Genomic DNA, 21,441 nt, shown 5'->3' with positions numbered 1-21,441 from the left:
GAGTGAATCCGTCAACTATTTTGATCCAGCCATGGATACGGCAAATGCGACGGCCAATTGGGAGAATTTTGTGGCATAATCCTCTTTCATCAGGCTGTCTGCCAAGTCATTTACAGTGTGGATTCGATCAATGCTCCCTTCGAAATCATCTTCAGCTGGCATGAACGAAGGATATCCATATTTGGTCCAACTGGCATGATCGCTGCAGGCGTAGCCGCAGGTCATGCTATTCACAGAGAGATCCAGATAATTTTTGGCTAAATCGGTTGCCAACTTTGTCAATGCGGGGCTTGTGAAATCATCTATAAATAGTATATTTGGTTTTCCTCGTGAAGAATACATGGCCATATCAATCTGCATGACACCGAGTACATTTTTGCTTGCATTCGCATAGGAACGAGCGATTTCTTGACTCCCAACTAGACCCACTTCTTCGGCTGCGTAAGTATAAAAGGCAATGCTTGCATCTGGATAGTAATTGCCATCCATCAATATTCTAAAGGCCTCAAGTAATGAGGCAACCCCTGAAGCGTTGTCATCAGCGCCTGGCGCTGATGCTTCAGGATTGTTTCTACTTCCCTGTCCATTTATTGAATCCTGGTGTCCTCCCAATACAACGAATTTGTTTTTGTTGGCGCCAGTCCCTCCGATCAATACTTCTACTGATTTCTGAGGGGTGTTCTGATGACTCACTAAGGAAATTTTCACGTCGGTCCGTCCAGATGCCAGCTTTTGAAACTCTTGCTGAATCCAATCCGAAACTGCATTGTTGTTTGCAGAGAGATGGTATCTCGTTGGCCACATTGATTGATCACTCAACTTAACCACCCAATCACGGATATTTTGCGGCCTTGCTCTCGGCAAAAGATCCTTGATAATTCTATCCTTTATTTCATCTATTGTCGGAGGTGCTGGATCAACCGGTGGACCGCCTTGATTGCAATCGTTGGTCGCAAGCTTTGCTCTGGCTTGCGCAACAGGACTGGATTCATCGTCCTTCAATACAGCAAAAAATCCAGGACACCTGATGCGTTGGGTAGATTCAGACAACCTGTGGGCTTCATGAATCAGCTGATCTAACTCATCTGGAGAAACGAGTTTATTCTGATTACAGGACGCGCTAACCAATTTTGGTTCATAGGCTTTTCCGCAATTATTGAACCACATCAAGAAGATTGTCAGTAACCCCAGAACTCCGTGCCGCCATCTTTTCCCGAGGATACTTCTCATCATCTTAGTACTTACTTTCAAAAAGCGCCTCTTTTACCAAATGCTTCTTATCCCCCTTATCGACAGCAAATGGACTCAAGTTGAGATTATTGTTGAATTGGCAATTTATATTTCAGATTCAAGTTGTCTTAGCGTTGACTCAAATTGAGACACCGGATCGAAGATTTATTTTACACTGTCAGCTACTTAACACGCCACTCAGTCTATACGAGTTTAGGGATTTTTTTTGCTGGCAGGAATATTGCTCCCACCTTAAGGTGTAAGATTCCCCTCCAATATGGAGTATTAGCCTATGTTTGGACGTGCGTACGACAATATTTTACTTTGGTCTATCGTTGGACTCACTTTAACTTTTGGATTTAACAACTGTGCGGAACAGCGGTTCAGCACAGACAGATCTTCTATTGTAGCCTTGCTCAATCAGGGTGGTGGTATTCTCATTAATCGGGGCGATGAATTCACTCAGTCCAAGGCCGTCTGGCTTGATATCGCAGCTGATGGTGCATCAGAGATGTACATTACAAATGATCCAAGCTGTTCTTCTGGCGGAGATTGGGAAAGTTTGAAACCACTCGTACCTTGGAATTTGGAGAAGGAAAATAATTCAACTTCAGTCTATGTGAAGTTCAAGACACATTCAGGAGTTGAATCAGATTGTATCAGTGACGGCATTGTGCATGACAATGTAGGTCCATCTGTTTCTTTTGCTAGAGCGCCAGAATCGATTTCATCCAGTCGACAAGCACAATTTAGCATTTTGGCCAAAGATTCCCTATCAGGGATATCTGAGATTGAGTGCGCTGGCATCGACAGTCTTGATTTTCAGCCTTGCACTTCCCTTGTTTCGAAAGCTATCCCGCAGGAAAACTCCTATGTCTTTAGTGTCGGGGCGAAAGATAGGGCCGGAAATATATCCGAAACGGCGAAACACTCTTGGCTTGTCGATTGGACTCCACCTGTTGTCACTTTAAATGAGACGCCTCCCGTAGTGACCGGAAGCGACAAGGCAAAGTTCACTCTTTCTGCGACAGACAACTTAGCTGGTGTGAAGGATATTGTGTGCTTCCAGCCTGTTACAAATCAAGAAGTTAGCTGTCTAAATGGGGCTTTTGAGATATCCTCTTTAACCGATGGAAACTACACAACAAGAATGAAGGCGATAGATAGGGCTGGCAATTCATCTGGTTGGAAGGAGTACAAATGGCGTGTGGACTTAACGGCTCCGTCTATAACCCTGGTTTCAACTCCAAATCCTTATGACAGTCGTCTGTCAGCTAAGTTTGAATTTGAGGGCAAGGACGGCAACGATCCGGTCACAGCATTTCAATGTCGAATTGACAGTGGTTCCTTTCAAGCCTGCAGTTCGGGGTTTAATTTTCCAGTTTCGGCAGGCTCTCGTAAGTTTGAAGTTGTTGCCGTAGATGGAGTGGGAAACACCTCTGTTCCGGCCGCCTATTCATGGCTCGTTGACAATCAAGTTCCAACCGTGACATGGGTCAGTACTCCAGGTCAATATTCAAATGACCAGAATCCAAAATTAGTGCTAAATGCCTCAGACACAGGTGGTTCGGGCATTGATAAAGTGTTTTGTACGCTCAATGGTACCCCGATCGACTGCTCCAATAACACAATTGCACCATCAAATCTGTCCGAAAACAGATACCAGGTTTCGGTGATTGCAAAGGATAAGGCCGGAAATTCGTCAAGCCCATTGGCTCATCTTTGGAATGTTGATCGGACAGCACCCACGATTCGATTCACAAAAACTCCCGCTTCTCTGACTCAGTTGACTTCCGACGGTTTTGAATTTTTAGGACAGGATTCGGTTAGCCCGATTGTCTCCTATCAATGTCGATTGGACGGCAGTGCTTTTGCCAATTGTGTCAGTCCAAGCCAGTTGTCCAACTTGGCACAGGGCCTTCACGGGTTTGAAGTGCGAGCCGTCGATGCAGCTGGCAATCTGTCAAGCTCAATCTCCTATTCATGGACGGTAGATTCCGTTGGTCCAGACATCGTCATTCTTGAACGACCTGTCGATCATGCCTACGGAATTGAGGATAAAATTGGATATCAGATAACAGACGCTTATTCTCAGGTTGTCAGCGTTCAATGTGGACTGGCTGGAGCCCTCACCGCTTGTAGCATTCAAAATTTGGTCAATCTCGGGATAATGAACTGTGGAAATCATACCTACGTTGTGACTGCAAAAGATCAACTTGGAAATTCAACCACTGTTGAAGTTAAGTGGAGCGTGCAAGTAACTTTGGATCCCCAAACTCAACTATTTTCAATTAATGGGAGCAATGCTGCCTTAGACGTTCTTTTTGTTGTGGACAACTCCGGTTCAATGATTGAGGAACAGGCAGAAATTAAGAATCGAATCAGTGGGTTTATATCAAAACTTCAAGGAATTGATTGGCAAATTGCTGTGACGAGCACAGACCCTGGCCCCTACGCTCCATTTGGGGATGGAACGTTTAGAGCATTCAGCAACGGCAAGAATATTCTGACCCCTCAGGATGCTAATCCTGAGGGGTTGCTTGGATCTAATATCTATATGGGTTCATCAGGAAGTGGAGACGAAAGGGGAATAAACGCCAATTATCGAGTTATCCAGAAAGCGAAGGCCTCTTCTACTTCTCCTCAGGCTAAACTCATTCGAAGTTCTGCAGCTTTAGCAACTGTGCTGATTTCCGATGAAGACGAGTGCAGCAGCGGATGCAGCGCAAATGTGGTCTCTTCATCTCCGCAAGGGCTCATAAATCTTGTCAAGACCGAGTTGGCCCCGGACAAGAGATTTGCTTTTCACTCAATCATTTGGCGTCCTGGCACTGTCTGCTCCACGGGTGCTGTGGAAGGGAACACCTATAAGCAATTGACCGATCTGACTGGTGGAATCTTAGGTGATGTTTGCGCTTCAAGCTATGCCAATCAATTGAACGAAATCGGCACTGCTGTGCGCAATTTAGTAAAGAGTGTTCAGCTAAAATGCGCTCCATTTGACGGCGATTTTGACGGCCAGGTGGATCTTGCCATGTACTACATTGCGCCTAACCAGACAAAAGTTTTGATGACAATGGCAACCCACCCCTACACGCTCAACGACAAGTTGGTCACTTTCACCAACCAACTGCCAGAAGGCTCCTATGAATTCATTTACAACTGCTTGAAATAAACTTGAGCTAGAGAATGTGTGAACTTGGGGCAAATCAAAAAAATTGCATTGCGGTATGATTTTTGGTACCGGTAGCCTTCAATTTTTGGCCTAGGGGTTTGTTTTGGTGCGGATATTGGCCCTGTTTGTAACATTGGTGACATTTCTACTTGCAGATCCTCTTCCTCTCAATTCAGCAAAAGCCGCGAGTCTTTGTTCCAAGTTCCTCGCCATTGTGTCAAAATCGAACCCGAAGCGATTCATCGCCTGGCGCCTCCGAGAAATATCTGAAATTAAGCCTCTCATTTTGCGAATGATGGATGACCCAGAAATCCCATCCAATTTTAAAAGAATTGTTGAGACGGCTTTTCTCGATGAGGATACCAAGATCATTCAATTGACCGATGCACTTCGCCGGGAAACTAATTTCGATTCAAATGCAACCTATATCTATGATAATAAGTTTTCAAAATTTATATTTGGGGATCCACATGCAATGGCTCAGACGGTCAGTGGAGCAGATAAAGGGGCGGCGGCACAAAATTGCAACGAGGAAGCTCAGAAGAGATATAACCTCGATCATCTTCCAAAACATCGGCCGTTAGTTGTTGTTCAAAACAGACCTCTCTCTCGGCAGGCAAACGATTTTATCTCCTTAATGCACGAGCTTTCCCATATTCGATTCATTCATTTTCTCAATCAGAACCTTTCGGCTTTTTCCAATGTCCTGCCAAAACAATTGGTCTTTGTCGATGAGGTCGGTCGATTCCATTTAAATCGTGATTTCTACGATTTCATGGCGGAACGATATGCGTTTCAGATTGAGTACACTCTTCTCAAGGCCACACTTGGGAACTATTATGTTGATGCTTATCAGCGATATGATGCCTTCCTGACACATCCTGAATCAGATAAAAACTATCGACTGGCTTTGTCGAATATTCTTGTGGATGCCTATGGCATCACCGACCCCTTCGTCAGATCTCTCAGCGAGTACACTATCGCAGAGATTTTCCGTGGCGTCCCATTTAAACTACGTCAGTGATGTTGTGCCCCTATTGTCCGCGAGAAAAGTGCATAATTTCGACTTCGTCCTCGATGGCCTATGTTTTGGCCTTGAATCGGCAAATGCTCTCAACAGGGCTCGTTTTATTTAATTTTCTGTAATTCATAGTTCCGCCCTTGTTCTCAACGATCGCTCCATTGATGCCGCTGAATACAATTGTATACTCTCCGGAAAATTCCACTTCTTTCTTCTGGGCGTCGGAATAGGCTTCACCATCAAACACCCGACCCACTACCTCAAGAGACTGATCTGCCAATGGATGAACCACATACTCAGCTTGAAAAATTAATGTCTTGATGTGACCGAAATTCCTGACATTCAGCGTGACGGGAAAAGGCTTTCTTGTATATCTGACCGGCCCTCCCACATCACATCGGTCTGACATTACGTAGTGTTTTGATATCGGCTGATCTAAAGATAGAAGCTCTATCCATCCGGACACAGGCTTTTTGCAACCGTGTGTATTAAAATCACGACTGAGGCCCTGGATCTCTATATTTAATGGAACAAAGAGTGCAAGAATATTTACAAATCTGTTGTTTTCACAAACATTGGTGGCATAGGCGCCCACTGAGCTAAGAAAAACCAAGCCTGCCAAAAGTGATTTCATAAGTTCCACACCTGCCTCTTAGAATGAGTAACCTATTTCGGAGACGGTGTCTAGGATGGCAGGATGATGGAAGGTGAAGATTCAAAAAACTAGTTGATGGCACGAAAGTGGTGGTCTCTACTGGACTCGAACCAGTGACCTCTCCCATGTCAAGGGAACGCGCTACCAACTGCGCCAAGAGACCTCTTTGAAAGGGTTGTAGTTTAGGACAAAGGCTAGGTCAAGTTCAACCCGCGAGTGTTTGAATGAAAGATGTTTCGTGCAGCACGACTTAAATGCTATTACTCAGAGTTATCAAAGCCGAATGAAAGCTTCTGCTCCATTCTTCAAAAAGTCCTGAAATTTCTGCGCTGATACCCTGACACAAAAGAGAATCCATCGGCTGATGAGAAACACCGCACGAACGAATGTGTCTGAAATCATCAAGATTATTTGCAACATTGATGGCAAGACCGTGGGAACTCACCCCCCTCTCGATCGAGAGACCAAAAAAACCGATTTTGCCGCGATCGGTATAAACACCTGGCTCCTTCATACCTGAAAGGGTCGATACTCCTCTTTGATTGAGAACCTGGCGAGTCGCATTCTCTATGGCCCCCACCAGCTCTCGTGTGCCAATTCCCCACTCGCGGACAGGAAGAATAGGATATATCACCAGCTGACCCGGAGCATGAAGAGTGGCCTGCCCGCCCCGCCGGATTCGCTCAATTTCAATCCCACACTGTGCCAGTTGCTCCTCAGATGAATAGAGGTCCTTTGTCGCATTGCCACGAATTCCAAGAGTGACGATCGAATTGTGTTCGAGTCCAAGAACTATCGCCTGGCGCGGATCCTTGCGAACGCTTTGACTTGTATTTTTCTGAATTTCAAGTCCCTCTCGGTAGGGAACTTGCCCCAGCCATTTGGACGTAAACGAGTATTGCTCTGAATCCATTGCTGGCTTTTAATTAAATTGGGGGGATTAGTAAAGTTCTACTCTATCATTTTCGCGAAAACCCGAGCCAGAATGGACAATCGCAATGGTGCCATCGTTTCCAAAGTAGCTGGTTACTTCAATAGTTCCCTTCATTCTGCCGGGCGCCGTCCCAATAAATTTACCCGTTTCGGGATCGAAAACCTCTTCGACGTCTTCTGTTACCTTTAGGATGTCTCCTATCTGCAATCCTGATAACCTCCCCGCGTTCAAATAGATTCTCTCACCAGAAACCATGGCCACTTTTCCCTCCCAATTTAACTTCTCCACGGCCTTGATAATCGGTCCAAGCGAGCCATAAAAGGCCTTGGTGACCCCATCCCTTACGAGATTTGGGTCCTCTTCAAGATATCGATCTGCATCGGAATACTGCGCGATTTGGGTCGTCTCAGATTCCACCATGGCCTGCCTCACTTCATTGAGGATCTCCTTCCCGTTCTTCGTGCTGTTAACACGAATTCTTACGGTCGTTTCAACGCGTGCCCGAATTCGGCGAAAAAGTCCCATTTTATCCCCGAGTTTCCGAATGCGAATATCCATGATTTTACCTTCAAGAACAGCCATGACTCCTAAATTTGCGGCAATTCTCGATATTTTCTCCAGATCATATTCCTTCTCAGCCGTCATCATTTTGCTCACTTCTTGAGGGAAATCGCTATTCTTGACGATGACGAATTGATGGGTTCGGAGGAGTTCCTGAACGACCGCTGCTCTGGCCGATTCATGGACTTTACTTGATCGGTCCGGTTTTTCATCTATAAACGGAAGGACCATGATGCGTTTTCGCGGCTCCTCATCCATTCCTCTCGCATGAAATGGAACGTCACGAACTTGTTGACCCGCCACCTGGGGCACTGGATCGGGAAAGGCACATCCTGAATAAATAAGTAAACTGAAGATGATGACCAAAAATTCGAGACGCTTGTATTCCATTCTTGATATCTTAGCACTGACCAATTGACTCAAAGAACGGTCCTGAAGTCTAGTTCACTACGAAAAAAATCTTATCATGCTACATCGAGCCGCTAATAAGGTTTCAATAATTTTTGTAACTATTGCCCACTCCACTTCTCAACTCACCCTGTTTCAATTTCAATATCTTTGTGGAGCCCCATTTTTCTTGCGGTCAGATCCCAAGTAAAAGATAAGGAGTTTATCAACTTCGGGGGGAGTTCGTTCAATGATTAATTCTTTCTATCAAAATCTTATGTTGCCTTTATTCCTAGCTTTACCAGTTCTGATCTCGTCTTGCGCAAGTGGACCGAGAATAGAGGGAGAAAATCGGAGATGTTTCGATCTTCCTCTCGTTGTCAAGTGGAGCGCACCTGAACTCAAAGTAGATGAAGACGAAATACTAAGGCCTCTCAAAGGTTACAGACTTTATCTCAAACCTTCAGAAAGCAAATCATACGCAGAATACATAAGCGTGGGAAACGTCACCCAGTATAAAATAGATCACCTCAAGAAGGGTATGTCTTATGATCTCAAAGTAGCTGCCTACAACGAAAACGGAGAGGGGAAACCCTCTCGATCAGTAAATCGAAAAATTTGCCAGTAAGAATCTAATAGAAAAGAACTTTCACGAAGGAGACGCCATGAGACCAAACAATTCAATTTTCGTATTCTTATTGGCAATATTGATCCCTCTTTCACTCGGTTTCAATACAGCTCAAGCACGATCTGTCATTCTCGCATGGTCTCCCGTGCCACAGACGCACGAAGACAATTCCCCAATCGCTGAGACAATCTATTACAGAGTCTACATGGGACCCACATCAAGAAACTATACCGTAAAGGAAAATGCCAATTTGATCCAAATGATAAATGGAGAGGTTGTCCACGAACGAATTGTACCGTTTGCAGATGACGCCAACGTATTTATTGCCGTTACGGCCTACTATACAAAGGCTCAGACTCCACCAGTTGAGAAAGAAAGTGGATATTCAAATGAAGTCACCCAAATGGGAAAAATTAAATTACGTCCCCCAGGAGTCCCCGAAATTATTGGAACCAAGGACGATTCGAATCAGAGCGATCCGATAAGACTTGCCCAAAGCGAAACCGAATATGAGCTCTTCGGTACAACCGAACAGATACTCAACTTGAGATTTGATGAAATGGGCCGCCCCATCGTTCCTGAAACAATTCGCAAATATCTTGAAAGTAGATTTCCGAAATTGCTAACTGGAGAATTGATTTTTGAGTTCGATCTGGTTAAGAGTGGGCAATCTCATTGATTTTGTCATTAAAGGATTCGGTCGCCTCCGTCTTGCAGTGATCTTACTTTTTTTAATCACTTTGGGAGTTTTCTTTTGGGCAGGAGGGCGTGAAAAAAAAGATCTTGTTCACGCTCCCAATGATCCACCCCTAATTGGAATTCACCTTGCCGGCGCGATTGAAAGGGAATTCAAAAATGAAAACAATATTTTTGGATCGCCGTTAGATCAATTCTCGGTAGAAAAACAGAGACTTATCAAGGCGATCTCCAAATCATTGAGAGAATCCGTTGGGTTCAATTCCATTGACGATGTCAGTGGGAATACAAACCATGAAGATGCGGCCAGTGGGGACCAGAATCACATTCCGGTAGCCATCGCAGGTCCCGATTATGTGGTCACAAATGAAACAGGTAAATTAACTTTGGACGGACGAAACAGCTTTGACGAAGACGGGGATGAACTCGACTTCGCCTGGTACCTTGTCAACAGCCCTCAAGGCGCAACCGCCGCTATCAACGAGCCAAACTCGCCGATCAGCTCATTCACTGTCAGCCTAGATGGGACTTACTGGTTTTCTCTCGTTGTCAGCGATGGTCAACTAAAAAGCTCTCCATCTGTGATCAAAGTTACTGTTCAGAAGAAAAATCTCACACCTATAGCAGTCATCAGTGGGCCTACCCGAGGAATTCCAAATAAGGAGTTAATTTTTAGCGGTGAAAAAAGTTTTGATCCTGAGCACAATCCGCTTAATTATTCGTGGAAGATAGACGAGTCACCATCAAAAAGCTCCGCAAGTGAAATTCAAAATTCAGCGCCACAGACCAAATTTATCCCCGATATTCCTGGCATGTATGTGGTCAGTCTTATTGTCGACAACGGAACAACCTCAAGCCCCCCTCATCAACATCGACTTGAAGTCGGACCTCACTTTAACGGATCCGTTGACCTGATCTTAGATCCTGACCAGCTCGTCAAAGTGGGAGAGGAAAAAACCTTGACCGCAACGATTGCAGGTAGGGTCGGAGACACGACCTATCAAATTTCCTGGCAGCTAGTCTCCTCACCAACATCAAGTTCCATTGGAAAAAACCATAGCGGCCATTCCATGATCTTTAAAGCAGATCTTCCTGGTCACTATCTCTATCGGGCATTTCTCAAATCAAACGACGAAATTATTGCTCATAAAACCATTCATATCTCAGCAATTCCGAATATGAAAACCTTACCAAAAGACGAAATTTCTAGAGCTGAAAATCGATCTGACCTACCCGATCACGTTTATGCTCATGCCGGCTCAGATTTTTCTAAATGTCTGGCCGAAAAAGAGATTAAAATTCAATCGAATAATAGCTACAGCACCTTTAAAGGAGAACTCGAATACAGCTGGGAAATAGAGAAGAGTCCCAAGAAAAGCGATCGCGCCTATATTCTTCGGAGTGATACTCCTCATCCCGTCTTGGTCCCAGATAGGGCTGGCGAATACACAATCCAACTGCAAGTGCGAGATCGAGCAAGCTCCTCCACTGCAACCGATAGTGTGAACATTAGTGTTCTTCTCGATACAATGACTTTTGAATTAAATCCATTTGAGTGGCCTTCTCACATCGAAAAGGAAAGTTTGCAGGATTGGCTTGGTGTCCGCGTTATTTACGGATCGAAACTCCCGTTAACAGAAAGAGTTCAAATGAAAGGCGAAGACGAAAAGCTGCTCTTGTCATTTTCAAGTCGAATAGGAGAACCCGGGGTTCGATTGGCCTTCCAAGATATTCCAACTGAAGGCAATCAAATGCTATTATCGCTGAATCACAAGGTCTCTCTGCCCGGATCTTACGAGCTTGATAGGCCCTATTATTTTACTTATGCTTACTGGCACAAACTTTTGGGGACCCCAACAGAGGAATCCGACAATCCCCTTTTTGTATTTAAAAAGCGCAGGATTGATGGTCTTGAATGTTTTGAAATCACAAGAAAATAGACAGCCGTTGGAAAGTCACTCCGGTGAACCTTCAGTTATGTTCTCATCATTATGCAGCCCGATGTATCGCCCTGCAAACAGTGGCGCTCTTTGGCCTTCGGTCAACAGCCGCCCCCACGAAATCACTTGGCAGACTTGCTCCTGTTAAGTCTACGCAGCGGCTTCTGAGAGTTCCACGCGCCACATTGTCTTCAATTTCAATGCAGTCTTCTGAATCAATGAATTGATATCTTGGATGAGGACTGTTGTTGACATACACTTCTATCTTTCCAGTGGTACAATCCCCGGCAGGAAAGTAAACAAGTTGCAGAGGATTGAGATTTTCTGGCATTCCAGTCGCATTGAAGACAACAGAGATAGCGCCTATCGCCGCAGTTAGGGTATTGGTCCCCTCCTGGGCTGACAAGGTCCATTGGGTAAGGGCAGCTTCGCCATTATTACCTGTCACAGCAGGGGAAGTCGCAACGCTCCCGCCTGCGCTCGGTGTAAACGATATTGAAAGGCCACTGATAGGATTGTCAAAGGCATCCAGCACATTCACTCTCGGAGGAGTTAAAACACTGCGTCCTACAGTTGTTGATTGATTATTTCCGGCCACAATATTCATTTTAGCAGGAGGTCCCGGAATAAATGTCACATTGGTTTGAAACTCGCTCGGAGAAATCGCATGCAATGCCCGCGTGCCCGCTCTCGTACTGGCTATTCGACAAATGGATTCCCCAATGGCATTGGACTCAGAGCAGGGGCTAATGATGACGAAGCTACCATCCTCAAGCAGTCTTGGGGTAACACCACGCACTGGAAGAGTTCTGGAATTGATAATTTTAATCGTAACGAGAACTTGATCCACCCCATCGGCAATGGCTTGACTGACTGATATACTTCCCACAACCGAAGTTCCATCGTCGGTGGACGAAACATCAATCACGTGTTTTGATTTAAAATCACTTCCACATCCAAACGCCATCACAAATAACAAAATCGTCCCGATTTGAATCTTCATCGTAAATCTCCCCAACCAATTTTTTTTGCGATTGCCTTGTGCCGCCACACTTTTCATTTTGCAAAATCGACACCTAGATAACTTCTGAGACAATCCATTAATCTCTTTTATTTCAATGGGTTAAAGGCGGTTCTAACTGAGTCACGACGAATGTCTGTCTAGTCTTTCGTCAATATAGAAAGGATAGGCGTTTTTAGCGAATTAGATTCTAAAAAGGACGCGCATTGTTTCGAGTCGGATCAATTCGTCTGAACTTCGATTTCCAAACTATCAGACGTTATTTTTGAAACACTGATTCGAAAAGGTTTAAGTCCCTGTTTTTCAAGAATGGAGCCGATTTGCCTAATTCCACTTGAAGCATCCACTTCAAAGATCACTCGATTACTTTCAAAAAATCTTTCTTTGAGAGATCTAATATCCCGCACTTGTTCGAGCATAGCCTTCTTGAGTTCGTTCATCTGGAGGTAATTGAGTCGGCCATTTACGGTTAAGCGAAGAAGATTTGCCCCAAAAGTTCCCCTTTTCCAAGCATCAAAAATTTGCACTGAAAGATCCTGGGCCACAGTATCAAGGACCTCATTCGCCTTTCGCTGTACAGATGTCTGAAACGGGCCTGGATCCGTTTCATAGGTCCGTACCACCTCTCCCACAATCCGTCCATTTCCGGAATGAATGGCAACAATTTTAACGTCGATCTGGTAGGCATCAGGTTTCACTCGTGCCTTTGCGTAGCGAATATAGCCCTTGGTAACTATCTGAGCCTCAAAAAACTCTCCCACAAACAGATAGTCTTCTGTTCGTGGATTCTCAGAAAAAAATGTGGACGGCATCATATTACGATATCCTCTGCCTAGAGGAAACAAGCAAAAAAAGCCGCGCTCCCGAAAGGAAGATCTCATTTTGCTTAAAAACTCCCGGTTTTGATTTAGAATAAAGCTCGCATCAGTTCCTGCCTCAGAAACCCACCATGAATAGGTTTGCCCGTTGACCCGATCCTGAAAGCTGACCATTGGCAAAATTTGAGGAAACCCCTCCATCTTGTAAAGCAAGCCTTCTTCCAAAAGTAGAGCCTGAAGGTTTCGAAGAGACACTTTGAGCGTGACGTTCATGGTATAGCCATTGCCAACTTTTACAGGCGGCGTGGACTTCATCGACAGAATATATTTTCCGGAATTCTTTAGAATCTTGCCCCTGATGAGAGTCTTATTGTGATCATACTTCTGCTGTCCAATAATATCCAAAATATACTTTACAGACGAATCGTGTATCACTGAATCAAAAATGGCCTGTCTTGCCACCGCTGGATTCGCGGCCGCTGAAGAGCCTTCGACAGTCAATTCTAGAATCTCTTCGGCCTGCAGAGGAGTTGCGACCCAAAGACTGCAGAGACTCGCAAAAAGAAAAAATATGATAATTCGTGTGTGTATCATACGGCTGTTACCCGGATTTAACCTTGTTGTGACTTTGTTCTTGAAGCTACTTTACTGAAAATAAACTTCTGTTGCATGAAAGATTTAGCATTTCATGCATTATGTTACAAAAAACAATGCGGTACTGCAGTGAAATGACCGATAATTGATCAGTGAATGACGGTAGATGTTTCGAAGCGAACAGCTCCAGAGCTGGCCCCTATTCCAATTTCGATTGCATCAAAACCAGGCTTATAAATCATCACATTGAAAATCCAAACGGGTTCATGGGGGTCTGCTTCAGCAAAGAATAAGGGTCCTCGATTTGATTTAATTTCAAATTTTTTCTTGCTAGCAAAGTGTTTTTCGACCTCATTCCGTGCCTGTTCGACAGAAACACTGACATTCACCGAATCGTCAGCTCGCACGGGTCTCAAATTCAGGTTGATCATAAAATTGCTCCATCCTGCTGACTCACTCCTGCTTTAAAATATCCCAAATACACCGGCATGCCCAGAAACTGCTGTTCAAGATAGACTGCCTTTGTTGGATCTGCTAGGCCACGTTCCCAATCTTTTTCGACGAAGGAAGTCGCTTGAACTGGGAGTCCGCTTATCCCAGCCACTTCAGTAGCCACGTCTAGGGGTTTTTTGTTCATTCTGTCTCCTGAAACACGAAATACATTGCCGGACTCATCCTTGGTAAATGTCCACCTTCCTGGGAATTTCTCCTTAAACAATGCCTCAAAGTCATCGTTCATGCCCGCTACCTTGCGATTGGGAGCCTGAGGAGAACGGTCTTCTTCCTGAAGACTCGCGTTTGTGTTTCCGGAAGCAGAACTGGAACTCAAATCAGTATCACTTTTCTTATCGGTTGAACCGTTCGAATTTGGCAATTTATTGGCAGAACCTGGCTCTTCCTGAGAATCAGCTTTATCTCCCATCTTTTTTGAATCCTTCCCTTGGTTTCGCTGAATCAAAAGGATACTGAGACCAACCAAAATAGCTGCAGTTACAACGAGGCCAATTCTCTTTGATGTCATTATGTTTTTCCTTTTCTTATCTTCTCTTGCTGGAATATGTCTCAGTCAATAACCAATTAAAGACCCATCGACGTGAATTCTGCATTGATCTTGGTTGCAAATTTTCCCTTAAACATTTCTCCATCTAGGTCCTTCATTGCAGTTTTCAGGGTCGGAAAGGTGTCGCTGGCTGAAATATATTTTTGGTGTTCATAAAAAAACTTGATAGCATCTTTATATGCTGCAGAGCTCTCTTTTCGAGCGGATTCAATAAGTCCATACCAAATAGTTGAGTAAATACTGCCCATGGCGTGGACCTCACCTGACATCTGGTAACTCGCGCAGTCATCGTAAAACGACTGAGCTTTCAGATTTTGTTCCTTAATTGCTTTCATTGAGCGTGGATTCTTGCAGTGATCCAAGCCCTCCATTGAGTTTATGATATCTTCACCAAGTATTGTTGTATCGAACATCAAATAGGAGTACACGTCAGCAACGCCTTCATGAATGGCGAATAGACTTCCTTGCACTGTCTTTGAGCAAATATTTTTGTCGCCATTTCCACATTTTTTATCATTCGAAGAAAGGGCTATCGGCAAATTAGCTCCGTATTCCAGATTTGCATGTCCATATTCGTGGGCCGCAATGTCAGCAGATAAGGCGAGTGGAGCATGGACGTCAAAATTGTTAACCTTGCCTCTGGGCAAAGAGACGCCAAAGACCATGGCATTCACGTCTCGACCCGTCCAGGCCGCATTAATAAAAAGGCTGTATGGACCGTTCTCCTCATATTGTGCGTAATAGAAATGAGGAGCCGCAATTACTTCTTTGTTTTTTGCGAACCCAGCTGCGCCATATTGGGATTCAATTTTATAAACAAAGTGATTGAGCCAGTAATAGATGTTGTAATCAACAAGGTTTAGCATGGGAAGTCCATTGGTACTGAACTTGAATCTACCATTGGTCGGTACCGTCCTAGCAAACTCGAACACTTCGTCGCTATTTCCATAAACAACTTCATCAAATACAAAATTGCTGTTGTCGAGGCCCGAGGTCGGCGTTTTAACTGCATAAGTCAAATAAGCGTTTTGATCATTTAACCCGACGGGATCAGGTTTTGGTGTCGCCGTACCAGCGATTTCGGCGGAATTGACCACAATGGGAGGATTCAATATCTTCCCAGCTTGAAACAGAGGATTCTTGAAAAAAACACATCCATTGTAATCGGATGTTGTGTCAGACAGGCAATTTGGATCCTGCCTGCCAATTCCAAAATCGACGGGCTTTCCGCCGGGCCCGATCCCTTCGGGACCAAGTGAATTCTGAACCCCCTTGTTTGGTTTAAATCCACCTTTCCCACAGTTCAGGTAAAGGAACGGAAATCCAAGTCCAAATATAATTAATGCCGAGAAACTGAGGATGGATTTAAAACTTACTGCCGATCTTAATCGTGGCATCAACTTCATTTTTTTCGTTTCCAAAACGTCTCTCCTTCTTTCAATTTTTTCTCTCTAAAGGAATCTTAACTATAGCCGGTTAGGCAGGAACATCGAGAAAACGTCTGGGTGAAACCGCCCTCAAATAAATTCTAGCGTCTTTCATTGCTCCTGCGCCAATAAAAAGCGACTTGCCACGCTAGGCAGGACCTTGTTCCAGGGCGCTGTCTCAATTTGAGATTTAGAATGAATACAAAAAAATGGATTTGTAATTGTCTTGAATAGCAATCAGTCGTCCGTTAAAAAAATAGACACCGTCAATCAGTGAAGGTCAATTGCGTTCTCAACGCCCAACAGAGAGACCACACTCTCTATGAGCTCCTGCGAAGGCTTTACCGATCGAGGATCCATCGGTTCCAAGATCACAGACTTTGAAATATCCGACAACAAAAGCTCGAGGGAGAGATTCGCTTCTCCAGGATGCTTGAGAAAAAGATCACGTAAATCTCCTAGCTTATCCTCGCTCTTTTGATTGAGGCTCAGCACAACTGATTTTGCTCGTCCAAAGATATCGTGAATGGGCCTAACTTCATCTACTAACACCTTACACTGATCTTTGTCTTTCTCCAAAGTTCCAGATACCAAAAGTGCAACATCTGATTTAAGCGAAGCTTCATATTTCGCAAACGTATCAGGAAAAATAACCAACTCAAGACTGCCGGTCAGATCTTCGAGGACTCCAAAAGCCATGCGAGTTCCCTTTTTTGTAATGATCTCTCTTAAGGTATTTACAATACCCAAAATACTCACTCGACTCTTGTTCGGTGAATCCGCAAGTCCTTGGACCGTGCCGGAGGCCCACTTTTTCGTGAGCCTCTCAAGGCCGGCTAAGGGGTGATCCGACAAGTAAAAACCCAAGACTTCTTTCTCATAAATCAACCGTTGGCTTCTGTTCCATGGAGGACGAGACTCAATCCGAACCTTCTCCTGTTCTTGAACTTCAGCCGCGAAGGCGAATAAACTTACCTGTCCTCTTTCTAAATCCTTTTTTGCTTGATCGGCCCGCTCTATGAATCGGGGATAATTTTCCAATAACTCGGCTCGATTGGACCCAAATCCATCAAAGGCCCCCGCCTTGATCATGCACTCAACAGTCTTTTTATTGACCCTTCTTAAATCTACTGAGGAAAAAAATTCCTCCAAAGACACAAATCCTTTGCCTTCTCGAGATTGAAGAGAGTCAAGAATTGCCTCCACGGCACTTTTGCCGACCCCTTTTATAGCACCTAATGAGAAATAAATAGCATCGCCACGGGCCGAAAACTTATACTCAGAATGATTGATATGAGGAGGTAAAACCTTAATTTTGTGGCGCTGAGCATCCTTCACGTATTTGACGACTTTATCAGTGTCGTTCATCTCTGTACTTAAGAGAGAGGCGAAGAACTCGACTGGATAATAGTGTTTGATCCAGGCTGTGTAGGCCGAAACCACACAGTAGGCAGCAGCGTGAGATTTGTTAAAGCCATATTTGGCAAACTCCGCCATCGTGTCGAAAAGTTCCGCCGCTATGACCAAATCATGATTGTTCTCTTTCGCTCCTGCCAAAAATCGATCTTTCTGAATTGCCATTTCTTCAGCAATCTTCTTTCCCATCGCTCGACGAAGCAAATCCGCTTCCCCTAAACTATAATTTGCAATCCGTGAAGCAACTACCTGCACTTGTTCTTGATAAACGATGATCCCATAAGTCTCCTTCAGAATCGGCTCAAGCTCAGGAAACAAATATTTAACGGGAGTCTCGCCCTTTTTTCGAGACAAATAATCAGGAATCATGTCCATAGGACCAGGCCTGTACAAAGCATTGATTGCCACAATATCTTCAAAGCAGTTTGGTTGAGCCTTGCGAATCAGATCCGTAATTCCCTCTCCCTCAAATTGAAAAACACCTGCGGTATCTCCTTTGCACATCAATTCGTAGATGCCAGGATCTGAAAGAGAAATATCCTGGACAAGATATTTCTTTCCACGATTGCGTTCTATTAAGCGAAGAGCATCATTGATATGCGTGAGAGTTTTGAGACCGAGAAAATCAAACTTCATAAGTCCAATTTTCTCTGAGTGCTTCATGTCATACTGGACGACGTTTTCTCCCTCTACCCCACGATAGAGAGGCGCGTGATTTACGATATTTCCATCAGCAATGATAACTCCCGCAGCGTGTATGCCTGCGTGACGCACGAGACCCTCAATTTTTTGAGCAAGATCCATCAGATTACTGATTTTAGGATCAGTTTCCATTAACTCACGAATTCGAGATTCCTCTTTGATGGCATCTCCAAGATTGATCCCAAGACGCTCCGGAATGAGCTTGGCAATCACGTCAACTTCACCAAACGTCATTCCCATCACTCGACCCACATCACGAATGGCCGCTCTTGCCTGCAACTTACCGTAAGTGATAATCTGAGAGACACTGTCTTCGCCGTATTTTTGCGTCACATATTCAATAACTCTCTGACGGTTTTCCTGACAGAAATCGACGTCAAAATCAGGCATACTAACTCGTTCTGGGTTCAAAAACCGCTCGAAGATCAAATTGTAAGTCATCGGATCAAGATCAGTAATCCCAAGACTGTAAGCAACCAGAGAGCCCGCTCCAGACCCACGACCTGGACCAACGGGAATATCATTGGCCTTTGCCCATCCAATAAAATCCTGAACAATCAAAAAATAACCATTGAATCCCATCCGATCGATAACACCGAGTTCATATTCGAGTTGTTCACGGTAAGTGATCACTCTTTCTGGAGTGAATTCCTCACCGCGCCTTTGTGCTTGCTCAAATCTCTGTTCTAAACCCTTGTGGCTGAGTTCCTCCATCTCATTCTTTGTCGTTCGCCCATCCACAGTCGGATAGGTGGGCAAATGATAAATGGGCTTGCCCTCTTGATTCTTCAGTGAAAATTCAAGACAACAACGATCCGCTATTTCAAGAGTCATATCACAGGCTTCAGAATTATTTTTAAACAGATCTCGCATCTGCTTAGGGCCCTTGAGATAAAACTGATCGGAACCAAGTCGGAAGCGACTTTCGTCCATCAGAGTCTTATTGGAACCAATACAGATCAATGTTTCTTGGGCTAACTGATCGGATTGATGAAGATAATGAACATCGTTGGCTGCTACCAATGGAACATTTTTTATTTGAGAAGCCTCGACAAGAAACCCATTGATTCTCTCCCAGGCAGAAATACCCGTCTGATTCATTTCGAGGTAAAGTCGCTCAGGAAACAATTCCTTTAGTTTATCAATCGCATCTAAGGCCTTGTCTTCTCCTAGATTTTGAAGACTCCAAGGAATTTCACCCATGAGTCCGCCGGTTAAACAAAGAAGATTCGAATTGTGCTGCTTGAGAATCTCGTAGTCGATTCGTGGCTTATAATAAAATCCCTCACGATAACCAATGGTACTGATCTTACAAAGCTGCCTGTATCCTTCAATGTTCTGTGCCAGGAGAACAAGTCTACGATTTGGCATTTGAGTGGTCTCTCGATCCTCCCCCTTGAGAAGCCTCGACTTAGGGGCAATATAGACCTCTAATCCCAAGATGGGTTTAATGCCCATCTTCTTTGCAGCGAAATAGAATTCAATGACACCGAACATATTTCCGCAGTCGGTAAGAGCCACTGCTGGCATTTGCAACTCATGCACTCGTTCAGCAAGAGCGTCCAGGCGAACGGTTGCCTCAAGAAGCGAATACTGCGAATGAACATGCAAATGAACAAATGACATAATTCCTTATTCCCACTCAATCGTTCCTGGCGGCTTTGATGTCACGTCATAGACAACACGATTGACTCCTCTGACCTCATTGGTAATTCTGTTGGATAATTGACGCAAAAACTCGGTTGGAAAGGAGTACCAGTCGGCTGTCATCCCATCAGTTGAAGTGACAGCCCGAATTGCCACCACTCTCTCATAGGTTCGAGAATCCCCTTGAACTCCCACTGATTTTACTGGCAAAAGAACGCAGAAAGCTTGCCAAATTTTATCATAGAGACCTTTGGCCTTTAATTCATCTACGTAAATCGCATCTACATCTTTTAAAATGCTCAAATTGCTTTCAGTCACTTCATCAAGCACCCGAATGGCCAACCCTGGCCCTGGAAATGGATGTCTCCATAGGACATCACGAGGTATCCCTAACTCTAAGCCAATAGACCGCACTTCATCTTTAAAAAGCTCACGAAGAGGTTCGACTAACTTGAGATTCAAGTCCTTGGGTAAACCACCGACGTTATGGTGAGATTTAATGGTCACGCTCGTGCCTCGGAGCGAAATACTTTCAATGACGTCGGGGTAAAGGGTCCCCTGAGCTAACCAGTCGATAGGACCGATTTCCGAAATTGATTTTTTAAAAACATCAATAAATGTGTGACCAATAATTTTTCGTTTCTTTTCTGGATCGAAGACTCCTTTGAGCTTATCCAAAAACAAAGCCGAACTGTCTACTCCGACAACATTTAGCCCAATTGTCTTGTATGTCTGCAAGACCTGATCATATTCGCCCTTTCGCAATAATCCATTGTCTACAAAGACACAATGAACCCGATCAGCACCGAGAGCCCTCGTTAAGAGCGTTCCAACGACGGTGGAATCAACTCCTCCACTCATTGCACACAGCACATGTTCACCATCTGGAATTCTTGTCTTTAGGTTCTCAATCAGACGTTGAGCAATAGAGGGAGCCGTCCAATCACGCTGAGCCCCGCAGTGATCAAATACAAAGGCCTTAAGCAGCTCCATCCCATGTTCAGTGTGACTCACCTCAGGGTGAAACTGAAAACCCCAGATACGTGGGCTGACAATCGCTGCTGGATAATCAAAGGCACTGGAGGCCACGGTTTCAAAACCGAGGGGGACTTTGTTCACAATATCCCCGTGACTCATCCAGACGTTTTGTTCTTTGGGAACTTTCGCGATCAGCTTCTTCCATTTGACCACGTTAAGTCCATATTCTCGTCTTTCGGCACTTTCAACCTGACCGCCGTATTGCTGGGCAATCAGCTGCATACCGTAGCAAATACCCAGAACTGGAGCTATTTCGGCTAGTTCTTTGATTGCTCGCTCAGGCGCGCCCTCTTCATTGACTGAGGAAGGTCCCCCACTCAATATGATCCCTTTCGGTTTTCGCTGTCTGATTTCTTCTGTAGCCATATCGTAAGGAAGAAGTTCCGAAAACACATTCAGCTCGCGCAGGCGACGCGCAATCAATTGAGTGTACTGTGAACCAAAATCAAGAATAAGAAATCCACCTTCCATCCGCAAACGCCCTGCCTTTC

The 21,441-nt window shown here is 44.5% G+C and carries 16 protein-coding genes and 1 tRNA gene; 5 read left to right on the top strand and 12 right to left on the bottom strand.

Translation table 11 applies throughout. The features are described from left to right. Positions 1-15 precede the first annotated feature (15 nt). A complete protein-coding gene (locus IPJ71_02690; GenBank protein MBK7842592.1) occupies positions 16-1,251 on the bottom strand; it encodes a M20/M25/M40 family metallo-hydrolase in 1,236 nt (411 codons plus the stop codon). 271 nt (positions 1,252-1,522) lie between these two features. Between IPJ71_02690 and IPJ71_02685 the strand changes: the two genes are divergently transcribed. Together IPJ71_02685 and IPJ71_02680 are read left to right on the top strand one after the other, a co-directional pair. Beyond that, entirely contained in the window at positions 1,523-4,405 is a 2,883-nt protein-coding gene (locus IPJ71_02685) for a VWA domain-containing protein (protein MBK7842591.1), read from the top strand. 103 nt (positions 4,406-4,508) lie between these two features. Further along, positions 4,509-5,429 carry a hypothetical protein gene (locus IPJ71_02680; GenBank protein MBK7842590.1) on the top strand — a complete coding sequence of 307 codons (921 nt, stop codon included), beginning with the start codon at positions 4,509-4,511 and terminating at the stop codon, positions 5,427-5,429. Between the two features lie 58 nt (positions 5,430-5,487). On the opposite strand, the gene IPJ71_02675 is transcribed toward IPJ71_02680, so the two are convergent. From IPJ71_02675 to IPJ71_02660, 4 genes are all read right to left on the bottom strand, one after another. Beyond that, entirely contained in the window at positions 5,488-6,069 is a 582-nt protein-coding gene (locus IPJ71_02675; GenBank protein ID MBK7842589.1) for a hypothetical protein, read from the bottom strand. 99 nt (positions 6,070-6,168) lie between these two features. Further along, positions 6,169-6,244: transfer RNA gene (locus IPJ71_02670), tRNA-Val, on the bottom strand. 87 nt (positions 6,245-6,331) lie between these two features. Beyond that, entirely contained in the window at positions 6,332-6,994 is a 663-nt protein-coding gene (gene lipB, locus IPJ71_02665) for a lipoyl(octanoyl) transferase LipB (GenBank protein MBK7842588.1), read from the bottom strand. Positions 6,995-7,021: 27 nt separating this feature from the next. Continuing rightward, positions 7,022-7,966, bottom strand: a complete 945-nt coding sequence (locus IPJ71_02660) for a hypothetical protein (GenBank protein ID MBK7842587.1) — start codon at positions 7,964-7,966, stop codon at positions 7,022-7,024. Positions 7,967-8,213: 247 nt separating this feature from the next. Between IPJ71_02660 and IPJ71_02655 the strand changes: the two genes are divergently transcribed. From IPJ71_02655 to IPJ71_02645, 3 genes are read left to right on the top strand one after another with little or no spacing between them, the layout of a single operon-like run. Then, positions 8,214-8,591, top strand: coding sequence for a fibronectin type III domain-containing protein (locus tag IPJ71_02655; GenBank protein MBK7842586.1), 378 nt, complete (start codon positions 8,214-8,216; stop codon positions 8,589-8,591). A 37-nt stretch (positions 8,592-8,628) separates the two neighbouring features. Next, positions 8,629-9,270, top strand: a complete 642-nt coding sequence (locus IPJ71_02650) for a hypothetical protein (protein ID MBK7842585.1) — start codon at positions 8,629-8,631, stop codon at positions 9,268-9,270. Next, entirely contained in the window at positions 9,233-11,227 is a 1,995-nt protein-coding gene (locus tag IPJ71_02645) for a hypothetical protein (protein ID MBK7842584.1), read from the top strand. Before IPJ71_02650 ends, IPJ71_02645 begins: the two co-directional genes overlap by 38 nt. A 49-nt stretch (positions 11,228-11,276) precedes the next feature. On the opposite strand, the gene IPJ71_02640 is transcribed toward IPJ71_02645, so the two are convergent. The 7 genes from IPJ71_02640 to guaA form a co-directional block, all read right to left on the bottom strand. Next, positions 11,277-12,230, bottom strand: a complete 954-nt coding sequence (locus tag IPJ71_02640) for a hypothetical protein (GenBank protein MBK7842583.1) — start codon at positions 12,228-12,230, stop codon at positions 11,277-11,279. A gap of 239 nt (positions 12,231-12,469) precedes the next feature. Continuing rightward, positions 12,470-13,660: a hypothetical protein gene (locus IPJ71_02635; GenBank protein ID MBK7842582.1), complete on the bottom strand. Its 1,191-nt coding sequence runs from the start codon at positions 13,658-13,660 to the stop codon at positions 12,470-12,472. Between the two features lie 149 nt (positions 13,661-13,809). Beyond that, complete coding sequence (locus IPJ71_02630; protein ID MBK7842581.1) at positions 13,810-14,091, bottom strand: hypothetical protein; 282 nt, start codon at positions 14,089-14,091, stop codon at positions 13,810-13,812. Further along, positions 14,088-14,681 (bottom strand): hypothetical protein, encoded by a 594-nt coding sequence (locus IPJ71_02625; protein ID MBK7842580.1) that lies wholly within the window; start codon positions 14,679-14,681, stop codon positions 14,088-14,090. Before IPJ71_02625 ends, IPJ71_02630 begins: the two co-directional genes overlap by 4 nt. A gap of 56 nt (positions 14,682-14,737) precedes the next feature. Continuing rightward, positions 14,738-16,141 carry a hypothetical protein gene (locus tag IPJ71_02620; protein ID MBK7842579.1) on the bottom strand — a complete coding sequence of 468 codons (1,404 nt, stop codon included), beginning with the start codon at positions 16,139-16,141 and terminating at the stop codon, positions 14,738-14,740. Between the two features lie 276 nt (positions 16,142-16,417). Further along, positions 16,418-19,891 carry a DNA polymerase III subunit alpha gene (dnaE, locus tag IPJ71_02615; GenBank protein ID MBK7842578.1) on the bottom strand — a complete coding sequence of 1,158 codons (3,474 nt, stop codon included), beginning with the start codon at positions 19,889-19,891 and terminating at the stop codon, positions 16,418-16,420. A gap of 6 nt (positions 19,892-19,897) precedes the next feature. Continuing rightward, complete coding sequence (gene guaA / locus IPJ71_02610) at positions 19,898-21,421, bottom strand: glutamine-hydrolyzing GMP synthase (GenBank protein ID MBK7842577.1); 1,524 nt, start codon at positions 21,419-21,421, stop codon at positions 19,898-19,900. Positions 21,422-21,441: the final 20 nt, after the last annotated feature.

This window comes from Bdellovibrionales bacterium, assembly GCA_016714165.1.
Taxonomy (GTDB): Bacteria; Bdellovibrionota; Bdellovibrionia; order Bdellovibrionales; family UBA1609; genus JADJVA01.
Note: the sequence above shows the minus strand (reverse complement) of the source record. Positions and strands in the feature narration are given on the sequence as shown.

What these genes read in the sequence shown, in the direction of transcription:
- dnaE (MBK7842578.1), bottom strand. Translation starts at nt 19,891, where the DNA reads ATGTCATTTGTTCATTTGCATGTTCATTCGCAGTATTCGCTTCTTGAG.
- IPJ71_02625 (MBK7842580.1), bottom strand. Translation starts at nt 14,681, where the DNA reads ATGACATCAAAGAGAATTGGCCTCGTTGTAACTGCAGCTATTTTGGTT.
- IPJ71_02655 (MBK7842586.1), top strand. Translation starts at nt 8,214, where the DNA reads ATGATTAATTCTTTCTATCAAAATCTTATGTTGCCTTTATTCCTAGCT.
- IPJ71_02685 (MBK7842591.1), top strand. Translation starts at nt 1,523, where the DNA reads ATGTTTGGACGTGCGTACGACAATATTTTACTTTGGTCTATCGTTGGA.
- guaA (MBK7842577.1), bottom strand. Translation starts at nt 21,421, where the DNA reads ATGGAAGGTGGATTTCTTATTCTTGATTTTGGTTCACAGTACACTCAA.
- IPJ71_02640 (MBK7842583.1), bottom strand. Translation starts at nt 12,230, where the DNA reads ATGAAGATTCAAATCGGGACGATTTTGTTATTTGTGATGGCGTTTGGA.
- IPJ71_02650 (MBK7842585.1), top strand. Translation starts at nt 8,629, where the DNA reads ATGAGACCAAACAATTCAATTTTCGTATTCTTATTGGCAATATTGATC.
- lipB (MBK7842588.1), bottom strand. Translation starts at nt 6,994, where the DNA reads ATGGATTCAGAGCAATACTCGTTTACGTCCAAATGGCTGGGGCAAGTT.
- IPJ71_02630 (MBK7842581.1), bottom strand. Translation starts at nt 14,091, where the DNA reads ATGATCAACCTGAATTTGAGACCCGTGCGAGCTGACGATTCGGTGAAT.
- IPJ71_02635 (MBK7842582.1), bottom strand. Translation starts at nt 13,660, where the DNA reads ATGATACACACACGAATTATCATATTTTTTCTTTTTGCGAGTCTCTGC.
- IPJ71_02660 (MBK7842587.1), bottom strand. Translation starts at nt 7,966, where the DNA reads ATGGAATACAAGCGTCTCGAATTTTTGGTCATCATCTTCAGTTTACTT.